Origin of the sequence: Kerstersia sp. (assembly GCF_052103615.1) — a bacterium.
Classification (GTDB): domain Bacteria; phylum Pseudomonadota; class Gammaproteobacteria; order Burkholderiales; family Burkholderiaceae_B; genus Kerstersia.
This window is the reverse complement of the sequence record NZ_JBQEKA010000072.1, coordinates 1-16,057: the sequence shown is the minus strand read 5'-3', so window position 1 is coordinate 16,057 and position 16,057 is coordinate 1. Positions and strand designations below refer to the sequence as shown.

Below are 16,057 nucleotides of genomic sequence, written 5' to 3'. Positions count from 1 at the left end.
AGCCGGGCTGCCTGGCCAAGCCAGCCCGGCGCCTGGGCGGGCCGCTGCCGCCGCTGGCTGAACGCCCAGCAGGCGCGCATCACAAGCAAGCCCAGCAGCATCGCGCCCACCGAGGCATGCGTCCCGACAAAAAAGGCCGCCAGCGGCGTGCGCCCTTGCGATAGCTTGATACCCATGCCCAGAAACTGCCAGGCAAACAATAAGGCCATGGCGCCATGCAGGCTTCTGCTGACCGCCCCATAACGCTGGCTGTTGTCCTTCCATTGCCAGACCATTTTTCCCCATCCCCCGCTAATTGTGCCCGGCCCCGGCTCTTCAGGTTCGCAGCCCCCGCCGCGCCGCCTGTCCGCCAGGATTTGAAAGCCATACAATGCTAACAGTCTTCGCCCTTGACCGTTTCCATGCCACAACGCGCAGATCCTCTTGCTGTCCACCTTTCGCCCTGCCTGCTGGAGCAGTTGTTCTTGCGCGTGCCGGAAGCGCTGCGCCAGCCTGCCGCCGCCATGGCGCAGCCTTATCTGGAAGGCAGCGCGCCGCTGACACCGGAAGCCCTGGCAGCGATATACCGCCAGTTGGCAACAGACATGGCCGATGAGCATCTGGGGTTATTTCTGCGCCCGGCGCGGCCCGGCACGCTTAAATTTCTGATGCTCGGGCTGCTCGATGCCCCGACACTGGGCGTGGCCTTGCACCGCTACACCCATCTTTTCCATATTCTGTTTGATGATTTCCGCCTGCGCCTCAGGCGCGACAGCGCCCTGTCCCATATCAGCGTGCATGCGACAGAAGGCCACCGCGCGCCCGATGAAGCCGGGCAGTTCCTCCTGCTCAAACTGACGCACGGCATTGCCTCATGGCTGATCGCGGACGACCTGCCCCTGACGCTGCTGCACTTTGCTTTCCCCGCGGGCGCGCGCGCCGGGGATTACAACCAGCTCTTCCACGGCGCGCCGCAATTTGACCAGGAACGCCCGCAATTCTCGTTTCCGCGTGACTACCTGGATTTGCCCATCCGGCGCCGCAAGCCCGAGCTGCGCAGCTTCCTGGCGCGCGCCCCGCTGGACTGGCTGCATACCCGCCACGGCCACGGCCTGGTCAGCCGCGAAGTCAGACGCGTGCTGACTGCGGCGCTGCCCGATATGCCTGCGCTGGAAATCGTTGCCGGCCGACTGGGGCTGTCCACCCGCACCCTGTGCCGCCGCCTGAGCGAAGAAGGCCACACTTTCCAGGGCATCAAGAACGGCCTGCGCCGTGATATCGCGATTCAACGCATTGCCATGACCGATACACCAATTGCCGATATCGCGCTGGAACTGGGCTTTGATGACCCCAACACCTTTTACCGTTCCTTCCGGCGCTGGACTGGCCATACGCCGGGCCATTACCGCCAGATCGGCGCCGAAGCCATCCCCCAGGCCGCTGCGGTTTCACTCGCGGCCGCTTCGTGAAGCCCAAAAAAACGCCAGGCAAGCGCCTGGCGTTCTGTAGATTCATGGCCCCTCAGGCTCAATTGAATGTCATGTAAGCCTTGTAGATCGAGGCAAACAACACCCCCATCAGGCTGATGCCCAATAAAGCCAGCCCCGCGTTCCGGTCACGCAGACCGAAACCGAAGATGAACAGAATCAGGCTGGCGACAAAAATAATCAACAAAGTGCCGTTAGTCATGGTTCCTACCTATCGCTTGAAGCCGGCCAATACCGGCTGACCTAGCTAGCATACCCCGCTGCCACCGTATTGGCTTGACCTGGCTCAAACCGCCAGACAGCAAGGCTGCGGGCCCGGCCGCCTGCGCCAACGCCGGCCTCCCTGCCAGTTCCGCACGCGTTTGCAGACGCGTACGCGGCCCCGCAAGCGGCGATTTTCCTTTCCGGCTTTTTTTCCTATCGGAACCGGCTGTTTTGCGCCCTGCGCGGCGATTCGGCAAGAAAAGTATTATTTTTTTTCTTGCCGGGAATTATTTCATCGCATTACAGTCAAACCCGCTCGCATTGCCAGCCGCGCCGGAAACGGCCTGTGCAGGCATGCCTGAATTGCCCTGAACACGGCCTCTGTTCCCGCACAATAAGCCGTCCTCCGATTCCCGCCAGGATCCTGCATCCATGCTGAAACTGACTCTAAGATTTATCCTTGCCAGTCTGATATTGTTTCTTATTTCCCGTACAGGACTGGCCCTATGGCAATGGGATCGGGTTAGCGCCGTCACTGATATCTGGCGCATCTGGCTGGGCGGCCTGCGTATCGACCTGGCGATGCTGGGCATGCTGGCTGCCCTGCCGCTCTTTCTTTCTCCGTGGCTAGGCCACCACCCCCGCGCCACGCGCTGGACTGCCATCTGGTTCAGGGTTTGCTGGCTGCTGCTGGCCATTATGGAAGCAGCCACGCCGCAGTTTCTGGCTGAATACGATACCCGCCCCAACCGGCTATTCTTCGTCTATCTCGTCTATCCGCAAGAAGTCCTGTCCATGCTCTGGACCGGCTACAAACTCAGTGTGGGCGCGGCCATTATTGGCGTTGCGGCGCTGTTGTGGATCGGTTTCAAACTCTTCCCGCTGAATGCCAGGCCCGATGCCCGCCGCCCCTGGGGCTGGCGCCCCGTCCTCAGCCTGGTCTTCGCCGCGCTTGCCTTCATCTCGATACGCGGCACGCTGCAGCACCGCCCCATCAATCCATCGACGGTTGCGTTTGCCAATGACGCCATGGTCAATGCGCTGGCGCTGAATTCGTTTTACAGCGTCACCTATGCCGCCTACCGCATGAAGGACGAACGTTCGGCCGAATCGCTTTATGGCAGCATGCCCACCGAAGAAGCCATTGAAATCGTGCGCACTTCGGCTGACCTACCCGCCCAGCCCAGCGACCCGCAAATCCCAACCTTGCACGACCAGCAAGCCAGCCTCAGCGTGGAACGCCCGCGCAACCTGGTGCTGATTGTGGAAGAAAGCCTGGGCGCCCAATTCGTCGGCAGCCTGGGCGGGCAGAACCTGACCCCCGAACTCGACGCGCTGGCCAAGGAAGGCTGGTTCTTTACCCGCACTTATGCCACCGGCACACGCTCGGTACGCGGTCTGGAAGCCCTGACCACTGGTTTCCCACCCACGCCGTCTGAAGCCGTCGTCAAGATGCCCAATGCCCAGACCGGCTTTTTCACTCTGGCTGAATTGCTGGGCCGCCAGGGCTATGGCTCGCGCTTCCTGTATGGCGGCGAGGCTCACTTCGACAATATGCGGGGCTTTTTCCTGGGCAATGGCTTTGAGGAAGTCGTCGATCTGCCGCGCTTTTCCACCAAACCCGGCTTTGTTGGTTCCTGGGGGGCTGCGGATGAAGATATGTTCAAGGAACTGGACCACCTGCTGATGCAGGAGCGCGGCAAACCTGAATTCATTCTGGCTTTCTCGGTATCGAATCACTCGCCCTGGGAATACCCGGCAGGACGCATTACCGCCGAAGGCGAACCTGATACCGTGGAAAACACGGTCCGCTATGCCGACTGGGCGCTGGGCCAGTTCTTCGATGTGGCGCGCACCCGCCCCTATTGGGACGACACCGTTTTTCTGGTTGTCGCTGACCACGACGCCCGCGTTTACGGTTCTACCGACATTCCGGTGGAACGTTTCCACATCCCCGCGCTGATACTCGGCGGCAGCATTGCGCCGCGCCACGATGAACGCCTCATCAGCCAGATCGACCTGCCGCCGACCCTGCTCTCGCTCATCGGCATTTCCAGCGAACACCCGATGATAGGCAGTGATCTGACGGTTCGCAGCCCAGGTCGCGCCATCATGCAATTCGGCGATAACTACGGTTATCTGCAAGGCGATCAGTTGCTAGTGCTGCGCCCCAACCTGGAACCCCAGCAATACCGCTGGGACCTGACGGGCCAGGAAGCGGTCGCCACGGATGCCGCGCTGGCCCGCAAAGCGCTGGGACATGTCATCTGGCCCAGTTGGGCCTACCGCACGAGGACCTATCACTTGCCCCCACGGTGATCCATGCTATGATCCGCCGCAGTAATGGGGAGTAGCCTACTTCCGCCCCAGGAAGCGTACGCGTCAACATGCTCGGTGCAGTTCACCGTGGCGCGTACAGCCATCGTGCTCGGCGAGACCATGAACACAACAGCCAGGTAGTTGTCGGGGCCTGTCTGTTGTGTCCAGGTTTCCGACACTCACTATGGTGCCCCATGAATTTCGCTTCCACCCTTCTGCTAGCCCTGGCCATGTCCACCGACGCTTTTGCCGTCGCCGTCGGAAAAGGGGCAGCCCTGCACAAACCCCGTTTTACCGAAGCCATGCGCGTCGGCCTGATCTTCGGCACGATAGAAGCCATCACGCCGCTGATCGGCTGGCTGCTGGGCCGCGTCGCGGCCCCCTACATTGAAAGCTGGGATCACTGGGTTGCTTTCGTCTTGCTGCTGGCTTTGGGCGCGCACATGATCTGGCGCAGCCTGCATGCTGCCCCCCCTAGCGCCACGGATACCCCCTGTGTCCACCGCGGGCGCCAAGGCTTCTGGGCGCTGGCGCTGGCGGGCCTGGCCACCAGCATAGATGCGATGGCTGTCGGCGTCAGCCTGGCCTTTATTGATGCCAGCATCATCCCGACGTCCGTCATGATCGGCCTGGCGACCATGATCATGGTCACCCTGGGCATCATGCTGGGCCGTGTGCTCAAGCGGCTGGTCGGTCACTGGGCGGAATGCGCCGGCGGCGTCATTCTGATACTCGTGGGCCTGAGCATCCTTTATGAGCATCTGGGCCGTTGAAGCCCCCCCGGCCAGGCAAGCCCTGGCCGCCCCTGGGGACATCGGCAGCTGTCCCGGGAAGATGCGGTATTCTTGGTGCCATCGGTTCCCACACTGATACGCCTGAGACTCTGCCACCGGCACACCGGCTCAGCTTTTCCCCGCCGTTCCCGCTTTTATTGCTGCCATGACTCGCACCTCCTGTTTTGACGCCATTTTGTTTGATTGTGATGGCGTGCTTGTTGATTCCGAACCTATTACCCACCGTGTTCTGGCAGCCATGCTGGCCGAACAAGGCTGGGCCATCAGCCTGGAAGAAGCCTCACGGACATTCACTGGCAAAACCGTGCGTGACGAATCGGCGCGCATCACCCAGCACACCGGCAAACCGGTCACCGATGAGTGGCTGACCGAATTCTGGCAACGCCGCAATGCGGCCCTGGAAGCCGAGCTAGTGGAAGTGCCGGGCGCTGGCCGGGCCGTGCAAGCCCTGCACCAGGCGCTGGATGGCCGTATTGCCGTTGCCTCAGGCGCGGATCGCGGCAAAGTGGAATTGCAATTGCGCAAAACCGGCATCTTCGACTACTTTCAGGAGCGTATCTGCAGTGGCCATGAGCAGGCGCGCAACAAGCCTTACCCCGATGTTTACCTGGCCGCCGCCAAGTTGCTGGGGGCAGACCCGGCCCGCTGCGCCGTTGTTGAAGATACCGTGACCGGCACGCGTGCCGGCGTTGCCGCTGGCGCGACGGTCTTCGGCTATAGCCCCGCCGGCCTGAACCACAGCGCTGCGCAGGAACTGCGCGATGCAGGCGCCCGCCATATCTTCCAGGATATGGCCGAGTTGCCTGGCCTGATCGCCGCAGGCATCTAAAGACCCCACGCCCGGCCCGCCCCTTTCCTGCTCAGGAACTCCTATGTCCGCCTTGTATCAAGCCTTTCAACTCAAAGACATAACGCTGCGCAACCGCATCGCCGTGCCGCCCATGTGTCAATACCAGGCCATCGACGGTCTGGTCAATGATTGGCATCATGTCCACTATGCAGGACTTGGCCGGGGCGGCGCCGGGCTGGTCATCGTCGAAGCAAGCGCGGTTTCGCCTGAGGGCCGGATCACACCCGGCTGCGCGGGCATCTGGTCGGATGCCCACACCGCGGCGCTCGCGCCGATTGCCGCCGCCATCAAGGCAGGCGGCGCGGTGCCGGGCATACAAATCGCCCATGCCGGCCGCAAAGCCAGCGCCAACCGCCCCTGGGAAGGGGATGACCATATTCCGGCAGGCGACCCGCGCGGCTGGGAAACCATAGCGCCTTCCGCCCTGCCCTTCGGCGCCCAATTGCCCAAAGTGCCGCGCGCCATGACGCTGGACGACATTGCCCGCGTCCGCCAGGACTTTGCTGACGCCGCGCAGCGCGCGCTCGATGCCGGCTTCGAATGGCTGGAGCTGCATTTCGCGCACGGCTACCTAGGCCAAAGCTTCTTCTCCGCCCATAGCAACCAGCGCCAGGATGAATATGGCGGCAGCGCCGCAAACCGCCACCGCTTTCTGATTGAAACGCTGGCCGCCGTGCGCCGTGTCTGGCCGGAACACCTTCCGCTCACAGCGCGCTTTGGTGTCATCGAATATGACGGCCAGGATGAACAGACCGTGGCTGATGCGATAGACCTGACGCTAAGCCTCAAGCGCACCGGCCTGGATTTGCTCAGCGTCAGCGTGGGCTTCACCATTCCTGGCGCTCAGGTACCTTGGAAAACACCAGGTTTTCTCGCGCCGGTCGCGGAGCGCGTCCGCCGCGAAACCGGCTTGCCCGTCTCCAGCGCCTGGGGCATGGATGACCCCAGTCTGGCCGAACAGCTCATTGCCACCCAGCAACTGGACCTCGTCCAGATAGGCAAAGGCCATCTTGCCAACCCGCACTGGTCTTACGCCGCCGCCCGGGCGCTGAAGCAGGAACAGGCAGCATCCTTGCTGCCGCCGTCCTACGGCCACTGGCTGCAACGCTACTGACGCACTGCCGCCGCAGTGATCTTTATTTCAGTGAGCGCTATTCAATTGGCGCCAGCGGGCCCAGCCGGATACGCTGCACGCCCGGCTCATCCGCCGCTCTGGCCGGACGGCTGCGGCCCGCCTCATCCGTCTCAGGGACGGGCGCTGTTTCAGGCGCAGCCAATTCCGGCGCCGCCAGCGGTGTCTGCAGCGGCTGCAAAGCGGGTGCCGGCTTGCCGCTGCGGCGGCGCTGTTCGGCAATATCTTCATGCAGGATGCGGCGCAGCTCCAGAATGGCAGCAGCGGTTTCCTGCACGCTATGCCCAGCCACGATGATTTTTTCCGACACGGCCTTGGGCAAATGCGCGCTGCGATAAGGCACGACGCCATCATCGCTTTCCAGCAAAGGCCCTTTAGGCTGCTGGCGCGCAATGATGGAGTGATAGCGCACCGCATCGGATATCGGCAAGTCTGCTGCCGTTTTGACAAAAGAATCGTGTTCGTTCAGGTTGTCGATGCTGGTTGGCACACTGGTCAGTTCGCCCGACCCGCTACCTGGCGGGCGCGCCTGCAGCGCATCATCGAAATTTTCCAGAATGGTCAGCGGCAAACGGATAAAACTGGCAATCCAGCGCACCAGCGTATGGCCCGCGACCGGCGTGCCGCGATGCGGAGCGGCAATGAAAACCGCCCGCTCCACGCCAGGAAACGGCTGAAATCTCAGCATGGGGTCGGCCTTGGAACGCAAACGCTCCAGACGCTCCGGCTCCATCGGATGTTCTTTCAGCGCCCAATCCCACAACTGCTCATCCGCCGAGGAAATCATCATGCGCGAAATCATGCCGCCCATGCTGTGCCCCACCAGCACCAGGCCCTGGGATGCGGCCGCCGAGCCGTCCGGGTCAAAGTGATGCAAGGTGCGTTCCAGCAAACGGCGGATGGCCACATGGTTGAATACCAGCGGCAGATTGGTCGGGTAATACACCTGCCAGACCTGGAACTCGGCGCGCAGCGCCTCATCTCCCATGATTTCATTGGCCACATTAACCCAGGCTTCCGGGCTGCTGGCCAGGCCATGCAGCATCAGGATAATGCGGCGGTTCGGGTCATACGGCTGCATCATATAAAGATGCGGCCGCTCCATGCCATCATCGCGCCCGAACAAATTGCTCAAAGACTGGCGATTGAAACCCGAGCGCGCCAGCCATAAGCCGTAACCCGCAGTGAAATTCCCCGCCAGCGGCACGGCTTCGCCATCTATCGTCAAGTCACGTTCGACCAGCGGGTCATGCACACTGATATTGACCTCACGGCTCGCCAGCACTTCTTCCAGCGTCTGCCCCGCATAGCGGAATACCACCGTGATATTGGGCGAAGGCATTTCACTCCAGGAAGCCGCCCGCCACTGCGCCCAGCGCCGCGCCCGCTCATCCTCTGGCCCGCCATGCCGGGCCCGCTCCATTTCATCTCCGGCCAGTTTCGCAGGCCGCGCCGAGCCGCGTTCCGCCATTTCGCGGGTTGCCTGCGCACTGTCCTCAAGCTTGGGATCCGGCGGCACGGCATCGGCAGCCAACACATTGAGCGCTGGCTCGTCCATGACAGCGACCAGCTCTGCGCCAAATCCATCACGCCGGTAAGTGCTGCGCAGCCCCTGGAACGCCAGCGAAGACGCCGGCACCAGTTCCTTCACCATGTCCACGCCTTCCGGCAGACGCAGCGCCAGATCGACATCCAGCAGCCAATCTCCCAGACGAAAACGCGTCTGCGTGCTATCGCTAGCTGCCGGCTGGTTGCGGCGGACAGCAAACAGCCGGGCCACCGCCTCCTGCACCGCATAGTTATACCAATCCCGCACCTGGGTCTGCCTGTCTTCAAACGCCCGCTCGCCTGGCGAGCGCGGCGTAAAGAACAGATAAGCGTAAGCGTGACGCGCCGCTTCCATCCAGGGGGCCAGGCCGCCGGGATCTTCAGGATGCGTGTTCGGAATTTCCTTCATCGCCCACTGCAACCACAACTCCGACAGCGCCGACATGCGCTGCTCGTCGAGAATGCCCTGTACCTTGCCCAGCGCCTCGATACAGACCAAGGATGCCGTGACGGCGCAATCGCCCTGATCCAGCCCTGTCACCCTGATGGTCTGAGCGGTTTTTTCGCTCAGCTTGCCAGTGGTCAGAATATCGCCGCGCTGCAGCGTAATGTATTCATTTGCGGTCATGGGCTTGACCACGACCGAAGGCTGAAATTCGCGCAACAGACTGCAGCCCTGCAATACCGTGACGGCCACAGCCACGCCCGCCCAACGCGCCCAGCGCACCCGACGTGCCGCCGCCCAGGCCTTCCCATACATCATGGCGCAACCGCCCTCTTGTCTGCCGGCGGTATGCCGGGAATTGTCTGGCGTATGGCCAACGGAAAATCGCCAGGCGCGCCGGAAAATGCCCGGGCGCGGCGCGTGATATCACCGGCTGCCTGCAAGGCAGCGTAGTCCTGTCCTGGCGTCAGCGCGCCCTGTTCATAGGCATATTCCGCGAAATAGCCAGACAGCAGCACCCGATAGTCCAGCGGCAGGCCATCGGCAATCTGCCGCCCCAAATCCATCACGATCGTCGTGCAATTGCTGGTGAGCGTATTGTAGAAACGCGGACGCTGGCCAATGGACTGCGCCTCATCCAAATAGCCGAGAAAGGCGGTTTTCAATTGATCCGGCGTCAAGGCCAGGCGATACAGCTGCACTTCCTCATCACGCGCATTGGTCCGCACTCTGACGATATCGTTCTCGTCGGCGGCAATCAGCACGACCTCATACTGGCGGAAAAAACCCGCAATTGCCGAAAATGACTCGTGGCTTTCCTTGCGGATTTCCAGCGAGAAAACCAGCTGCTGCCCATCCGCGAAGCCAAAGGACACCAAGGTATGGGCAATCGCCGGGCCCATCCAATAAGACAGCAGCAAATCGGCTGATACCAGCTGGTCCAGATCGTATTCGCGCGTTTCCCAGCGCGGCGTGTAATCCGTTGCGCTGCGCCAATCGAAATTACGCACGTTATGCAGTGTCACATGGTTGCCGCTGACTTCCGCCTCCAGCAAATGGGCGACATCATCCGCCCAGATACGATCATGCGAAGGCTGCAAGCGGCTCCACCAGCCCAGCAGCAATAAGGCGGCAAGCAACATGCTATAGCGCCATACCCGCCGCTGCGCCTGAGATTGCCCAGGCTTACGGCCCGCCGCCAGCCTGAAGACCGCATGCAAGCCGATGCACAGCCACAATACCAAAGCAGGCCAGCGCCATACCGCCCCAGCCTGATACCACAAAGCCAGCGCGCCCCAAAGCACGAAGCCGGCCAGCAGACATGCCGCCAGCCCCCGGCTCAGCGCGCGCACGATAACTGCCCATCTGCCAGCAACACGGACGGAAGAATCCTGGGAAGAGAAAGGGTGCTTCATCATGGAAACAGCTCAAACACAGCCTCAAGGCGCCTCGCGCCTGTCGCGATAGGGCATGATTTGACCACAGTTGCCTCTTGCAGGACGCCGGCAAGCCGCAAAACCAGAGGGATCCGCAACAAATATGTGTTGCCGTGTTTCCAGTGCCACAACAAGCGCAAGCCCTGCGCAGGCTGCCAGCTACCGCACAAGCAAGAACAAGAGCGGCGGCAATAAAAGCCCCTGGCAACAAAAAACCCGCAGATCACGAGAATCATGCGGGTTTCAGCGTACTGCCGGAATACCGTGACCGGTATGCTTTCTGTGTTGGTGCCGTCGGCGAGACTCGAACTCGCACAGCTTTCGCCACTACCCCCTCAAGATAGCGTGTCTACCAATTCCACCACGACGGCATTGGCACCAATCTCGGCTGCCTGAAAAAGCACAGCGTTGAACAGCATTAAATTATAGCACGGTATTTTATTTTTCAAGCGCTTCATCAAAGATTTTCGATGAAGCGCCAAGTCGGGATGAATGCTTCACAGGATTTCCTGATCGGCATTCTGGCGGGCCGACGCACCTGGCGCCACCCGCCCCGCTGTGATTACTGCGCGGCCGGTTCGGCTTGCGGCTCGGCGGCAGGCTCGGTGTGCTCAGCTGCCGGTTCAGTTGCAGACTCCACCACAGGCTCAGCCACAGGCGGCACAGCTGCCGCAGCTTCCGATTCCGCAGGTGCTGCCGGCGCATTGTGATCCGCTTCAGGCTGCTGGGCAGCCGCTTCGGCCTCGGGCTCTGCCGGGACGGCAGCCGGTGCTGCCGTTTCCGGCGCGGCGGGCACAGCAGGCTCGGACGGAACCGCAGGCGCCGCAGGCACAGCAGCTGCACCGCCTGCATTATTGACAGGCACATCACCCAGCTGCGGGACCGACAGATCCTGGTAGCCTTGCATCACGCCGGTTTCTTCAGCTTGTTCCTTGGCACGATTGGGGGCATAGCTGAAATACGCCAGGCCCGTAGTCACGGCGAAGAACAGCACCGCCGCCCATTTCGTCGTGCGCGACAGAAAATTGGCCGCGCCCGTTGCGCCAAACAGGCTGCCGGCGGAACCGCTGCCGAACGAAGAACCCATGTCGGCGCCCTTGCCATGCTGCATCAGCACCAGGCCGATGATGGTAAAAGCGGAGATGATTTGAACGACCAGCAACAACGTGTAGATTGAAGACATGCTTTTAATAGCTCCAGAAACTTTTATGCTGCGGCAATCTGCAGGAAATCATCTGCCACCAATGCCGCGCCGCCTATCAGGCCGCCGTCGATGTCAGCTTGTGCAAACAGGCCAGCGGCCGTGGCGGGCTTGACACTGCCGCCATAGAGAATTCGGACATCTGCGGCAGCGCTGCCCAGCGTGCGCAACTGGGCGCGTATGGCGGCATGCACTTCCTGGGCCTGTTCCGGCGTGGCGCTCAGGCCGGTACCGATGGCCCAGACCGGCTCATAGGCAATCACGGCGCGGGCGACCTGCTCTGCCCCCAGCGCCAGCACCGGCGCCAATTGCTCGGCGATCACAGCCAGCGTCTTGCCAGCCTGATGCTGTTCCAGCGTTTCGCCTACGCACACAACGGGCGTCAGGCCAGCTTTCAGCGCGGCGGCAGCCTTGGCTGCCACATAATCATTGCTTTCAGCATGGTAGCTGCGGCGCTCGGAATGGCCTACCAGCACCCAGCGGCAGCCCAGATCCGCCAGCATGGGCGCGGAAACTTCACCCGTATAAGCACCTTTTTCATGCGTGCTGACATCCTGTGCCCCCCAGGAAACCGGGGAACCAGCCAGGGCGGCGCCAGCTTGCGCCAAATATGGAAAGGGCACACAAACGCCGATATCGGCTGTCAGGCCAACGGCGCCGGCGCGAACGGCGGCCAGCAAGGTAGCGTTATCCGCCAGATTGCCGTGCAGTTTCCAATTGCCCAGCACCAGGCGCTTGCGAGTATTTTCTGCGTTCATGCGTCAGTATTGCGAAATCGGGATAAACGCAGGATTGTATCCTGTCGGCCAGCCCAATGGCGAGGGAAAGCGCTTATTGCCCGATAAAAAACCGCGGCAAGCCCCTGCCAGCCGGCATTTGGCAGAAGCAGACCGAGAAAATTGCCGTGTTTCAGGCGTCGTATTTCGGGCGCCCTATTTCGAGCGCCCTATTTCCGGCGCCGTATTTCGGGCGCCGCGTTTCAATCCAGCAGCTTGAGCACCAATTTGCCGGTATGGCCGCCAGCCTCCATCACAGCATGCGCTTGTGCTGCCGCTTCAAAGCCGAACACGCCATGCACGACGGGGCGCACCCTGCCTTGCGCCAGCAAGGGCCAGACCTGCTGGCGCAATTGGCGCGCCACGCCGGTTTTGTATGCGATGCTGCGCGGACGCAAGGTGGAACCGGTCAAGGTCAAGCGGCGCTGCATCATCAGCCCCGCATTGACCTCGGCGCGCGCGCCGCCCAGCACCGCAATGCAGACCGCGCGCCCGTCTTCGGCCAGCGATTTCAGATTGCGCGGAATGTAATCCCCGGCCACCATGTCCAGAATGACATCCACGCCGCGACCCTCCGTCACTTCCTTGATAACGGCCACAAAATCTTCGGTGCGGTAATTGATCCCCCGCACCGCGCCCAGCGCTTGCACCGCCTGCACGCGCTCATCGCTGCCGACCGTGGCATAAACCGGGTGCCCCAGGGCCGTGGCGATCTGAATGGCCGTCACGCCAATGCCGCTGGCTCCGCCGTGCACCAGCAGGCTTTCCCCGTCTGCCAGGCGGCCGCGGTCAAAGACATTGCTCCAGACGGTAAAAGCCGTTTCCGGCAAACCGGCAGCTTCCACCATGCTCCAGCCCTCGGGTACAGGCAGGCAGTGCCCGGCAGGCGCCACGCAATACTCCGCATAGCCGCCCCCGGCTGTCAGCGCGCAGACCTTGTCCCCCAGACGCCACCCGCCGGCCTGGACATCCCCGCCGACGATTTCGCCCGCCACTTCCAGCCCCGGCAAATCCGACGCGCCCGGCGGCGGCGGATAGCTGCCCTGCCGCTGGAACAAGTCAGGACGGTTGATACCTGCCGCGTGCACTTTAATCAGAACTTCCCCTGGCCCCGGAACGGGAACCTCACGTTGCGCCAATACCAGGACTTCCGGGCCACCCGGCTGAGAGATTTCGATAACTCGCATGACATCAAACCGTTACAGGAGGAATGAAAAGAGTCATATTAACGAACTTGCCGCCGCATTGGCTTGCCCGCATTGGCTGGCGCATTGGCCGCCTCCAGGGCTGCCTCCTTGGCTGCCGCCTGGGCCGACGCACTTATTCCCTATTCTTTCCCCTATTTCCCCGCGCTTGCCACCGCGTTTGCCCCCGCGTTTGCCCCACCCGCCAGCCCATGCGCCAGATTTCAGCGGCTCGCTGTAACATGGCGCCCATGCCGCGCTGGCCTGTCACGCCTGCCGCCCCTTATTTCCCCGCATTGCACACCCACCGATATGCAGACCTCCCGCTACTTGCCCGCCTCTTCTTTTCCCTGGCCGACCGCCGCGCTGATCGCCCTCAATGTCGTGCTGTATCTGCTGGTGGCGCTAAGCGGCGGCAATCTGATTGATTTTGATAGCCGCGACCTGCAAGATTGGGGCGGCAATTTGGCCGTGCTGTCGCTGACGGGCGACTACTGGCGCCTGTTGAGCAATATGTTCCTGCACGGCGGCCTGATGCACCTGGTCGCCAATATGTATATGCTGATGATCGTCGGCCCGCTCTCCGAGCAGCGGCTGGGGCGCCCTGGCATGCTGGTGGTGTATCTGGTCGGCGGTCTTTGGGCGAGCTTTTCCAGCGCCGCCTGGAACGCGCAGAACCTCTTTGAAACCGTGCCTGGATTTGGCGGCGCGCATAGCGTCACCGTCGTCAACCTGGTCGTCAGCGTCGGGGCCTCCGGCGCCATCATGGCGCTCTGCGGCGGCTTGCTGGCCAGCGCGCTGGCCAGCAAGATTCATACGCCTGAAGCCAATAGCCGCCTGTTCAAGTCCCTGTTCCAGGTGGTTGCGATCAACATCGTGCTTGGCTTGCTGATCCCCGGCATCGACCAACTGGCCCACATCGGCGGTTTGCTGGCCGGATTTGCGCTGGGCCTGGCCATCGGCAGCCTGCGCCCCGACACCACGCGCTCGCGCTATATCGCGCGCAGCCTGCTGTCTGCCGCCATTGCATTGATCCTGCTGGCGCTGGCCCTGGAAACCGCAGGCTGGGACGATGCCCATGCCGTGCGCGCGGAAATGCGCGCGCAGCAATACCGTTAACCGGCATCCCATTCAGGGCGTCGGCAAACTGCCGCCGCCCTGAATCTCAAGCCCCTGCCGGTACCAGCACCGCCGGGCCGGCATAAGCCAGCAACACACAAGCGACCAGCAAAATAATCAAGGCCACCACGCCCATCAGCGGCAAAACGGTGCGGTAAACCTCGCGCATTCCCACGGCCACCCCGGCAAAGCCGCAGGCGAGCATGATGCGCACGGGCGAAAACGTGCTCATGGCAATGGCCGATGCGTGCTGCAGCGCGGCCGCGCCCAATGCGCTCAATCCCGTGCCATGCGCCAAGGCCAGCTGCGAATTCATCAGCAAACCGTTAGAAGCATTGGCGCTGTTGGTGACCAGCCCGAACAGGGCGGCCAGCAGCATGGACAAGAACACGGAAGTGCGGCCCAGCGCTTCGAGCATCCCTGCCGCGAGGGAAGTCGCAATGCCGGACAAGCTCAACACCTCCGCCAGGATACAGAATAGCGCCGTCGTGATGATGGCCGTTTTGCCGCTGGCCCAGCTTTCCTTCATGATGGGCACGACACGCCGGCTTTCTTGGATCAGGACAGCAACCAGCAAGCCCAGCACCAGCAGCCAGACCCCGGAGTGGAACATCGGGCTGAAAGCCGGCAGGTTTTCAAATGGCCGGATGCTGCCCGTATCGCGCAGAAAACGGGCCCAGGAGGGAATCAGGCGGGTCAGCGCCAGCCCGCCTACCAGCAGGATATAAGGCCAGACCTGGCGCGCCGCTTGCAGCAAGCTGCTGAGCCGCGCATCGTGGCTGAGGAAATAGCGCAATGCGATAACCGGCCCGAAAGAAGCGATCAAGCCTGTTTCCGGCCCGCCCAGCCAGGTCATCAGCAGCAGCAGCGCCAGCGTGCCCGCCAGCCATGCCGCATCTTTGCGCCGCTCATCGCGCGGGAAACTCAATCCGGCATGTTCGGCCAGCCGCCAGAATAGCGGCAGCCATGCCATCAAGATGACACAGACGATGCCGCCGCTCCAGATGGCAAAGGTCGCCGGATCGGAACCCGCCAGCGCCGCCGCGATCAGGGTGCCGCTGGCCATGCCGCCCCAGGGGCCCAGCGCCTGGCCGATGAAACCGAAGGCCAGCAGATAGGCCGGGCGCAGTGACAGGCTCGCCAGCAAAGCGAAAGTTCCCATCATGCCCACCCCGAAACCGGTCACGGATTCCGCAAACGGCCCGATCAGGAAACAGGCATTAAACAAAATGCGGCGCTGCGTATAGGCCAAGGCTTCTTGGGCCGCTTCTTGGGCCGCTTCTTGGGCTGCCTCTTGGGCTGCTTCTTGCGCCGCCCCTCCCCCTGCCGCCGTTCCGCCCTGCAAACCAGCCACGGCATCGGCCTGCGCGCCCTGCCCGATCAGGCTGGCCACCCGCCAGAACAGCAGGCCGCCTAATATGTAAGGCACCACCGTCAGGCCTATCCAGCTTCCGCGCGCCACCGCCATGACCGCTTCATGCAGGCCGAACACTTTAGGCGCGCTCAGAAAAGCCACCACCAAAGCCAGCGCGGCGCCCAGCAAGGCTGAGCGGATAACCGGCTGCCGGAATACCCCTATCAGG

At 62.3% G+C, this 16,057-nt stretch carries 14 protein-coding genes, 1 tRNA gene and 1 riboswitch; of the genes, 6 read left to right on the top strand and 9 right to left on the bottom strand.

Features of this window, described 5'->3' with window-relative positions; translation table 11 throughout:
• Positions 1-275 (bottom strand): cytochrome b (locus ACTJGZ_RS12790; RefSeq protein ID WP_441663301.1); only part of this gene is annotated, 275 nt, incomplete at its 3' end.
• 126 nt (positions 276-401) lie between these two features.
• On the opposite strand from ACTJGZ_RS12790, the gene ACTJGZ_RS12785 reads away from it, so the two are divergent.
• Positions 402-1,448, top strand: coding sequence for an AraC family transcriptional regulator ligand-binding domain-containing protein (locus tag ACTJGZ_RS12785; RefSeq protein WP_441663300.1), 1,047 nt, complete (start codon positions 402-404; stop codon positions 1,446-1,448).
• A 58-nt stretch (positions 1,449-1,506) separates the two neighbouring features.
• Here the strand turns inward: ACTJGZ_RS12785 and ACTJGZ_RS12780 are convergent, their stop codons facing one another.
• Positions 1,507-1,668 (bottom strand): hypothetical protein, encoded by a 162-nt coding sequence (locus ACTJGZ_RS12780; protein WP_441663299.1) that lies wholly within the window; start codon positions 1,666-1,668, stop codon positions 1,507-1,509.
• A gap of 434 nt (positions 1,669-2,102) precedes the next feature.
• Between ACTJGZ_RS12780 and ACTJGZ_RS12775 the strand changes: the two genes are divergently transcribed.
• The 4 genes from ACTJGZ_RS12775 (at position 2,103) to ACTJGZ_RS12760 (ending at position 6,747) form a co-directional block, all read left to right on the top strand.
• Complete coding sequence (locus tag ACTJGZ_RS12775; protein WP_441663298.1) at positions 2,103-3,989, top strand: LTA synthase family protein; 1,887 nt, start codon at positions 2,103-2,105, stop codon at positions 3,987-3,989.
• Between the two features lie 13 nt (positions 3,990-4,002).
• Positions 4,003-4,178: riboswitch (yybP-ykoY riboswitch) on the top strand.
• Positions 4,179-4,183: 5 nt separating this feature from the next.
• The gene (locus tag ACTJGZ_RS12770; protein ID WP_441663297.1) at positions 4,184-4,762 is read left to right on the top strand and encodes a manganese efflux pump MntP; all 579 of its coding nucleotides are present in this window, start codon (positions 4,184-4,186) and stop codon (positions 4,760-4,762) included.
• Positions 4,763-4,928: 166 nt separating this feature from the next.
• On the top strand, positions 4,929-5,612 hold the full coding sequence (locus tag ACTJGZ_RS12765; protein ID WP_441663296.1) for an HAD family hydrolase: 684 nt from the start codon (positions 4,929-4,931) through the stop codon (positions 5,610-5,612).
• A 43-nt stretch (positions 5,613-5,655) separates the two neighbouring features.
• The gene (locus tag ACTJGZ_RS12760; RefSeq protein ID WP_441663295.1) at positions 5,656-6,747 is read left to right on the top strand and encodes an NADH:flavin oxidoreductase/NADH oxidase; all 1,092 of its coding nucleotides are present in this window, start codon (positions 5,656-5,658) and stop codon (positions 6,745-6,747) included.
• A 37-nt stretch (positions 6,748-6,784) separates the two neighbouring features.
• Here the strand turns inward: ACTJGZ_RS12760 and ACTJGZ_RS12755 are convergent, their stop codons facing one another.
• The 6 genes from ACTJGZ_RS12755 to ACTJGZ_RS12730 form a co-directional block, all read right to left on the bottom strand.
• Entirely contained in the window at positions 6,785-9,076 is a 2,292-nt protein-coding gene (locus ACTJGZ_RS12755; RefSeq protein WP_441663294.1) for an esterase/lipase family protein, read from the bottom strand.
• Entirely contained in the window at positions 9,073-10,176 is a 1,104-nt protein-coding gene (locus ACTJGZ_RS12750) for an Lnb N-terminal periplasmic domain-containing protein (RefSeq protein ID WP_441663293.1), read from the bottom strand. The genes ACTJGZ_RS12755 and ACTJGZ_RS12750 overlap by 4 nt, the downstream gene beginning before the upstream one ends.
• 304 nt (positions 10,177-10,480) lie before the next feature.
• A tRNA-Leu gene (locus tag ACTJGZ_RS12745) sits at positions 10,481-10,565 on the bottom strand.
• 191 nt (positions 10,566-10,756) lie between these two features.
• Complete coding sequence (gene secG, locus ACTJGZ_RS12740; RefSeq protein ID WP_441663292.1) at positions 10,757-11,377, bottom strand: preprotein translocase subunit SecG; 621 nt, start codon at positions 11,375-11,377, stop codon at positions 10,757-10,759.
• Between the two features lie 23 nt (positions 11,378-11,400).
• Positions 11,401-12,153, bottom strand: coding sequence for a triose-phosphate isomerase (tpiA, locus tag ACTJGZ_RS12735; RefSeq protein WP_441663291.1), 753 nt, complete (start codon positions 12,151-12,153; stop codon positions 11,401-11,403).
• 221 nt (positions 12,154-12,374) lie between these two features.
• Entirely contained in the window at positions 12,375-13,358 is a 984-nt protein-coding gene (locus ACTJGZ_RS12730; RefSeq protein ID WP_441663290.1) for an NAD(P)H-quinone oxidoreductase, read from the bottom strand.
• A 309-nt stretch (positions 13,359-13,667) separates the two neighbouring features.
• On the opposite strand from ACTJGZ_RS12730, the gene ACTJGZ_RS12725 reads away from it, so the two are divergent.
• Positions 13,668-14,474 (top strand): rhomboid family intramembrane serine protease, encoded by an 807-nt coding sequence (locus ACTJGZ_RS12725; RefSeq protein WP_441663289.1) that lies wholly within the window; start codon positions 13,668-13,670, stop codon positions 14,472-14,474.
• A 46-nt stretch (positions 14,475-14,520) separates the two neighbouring features.
• Here ACTJGZ_RS12725 and ACTJGZ_RS12720 read toward each other — a convergent pair.
• Positions 14,521-16,057: hypothetical protein (locus ACTJGZ_RS12720; protein WP_441663288.1), on the bottom strand; the 1,537-nt coding region annotated here is incomplete at its 5' end.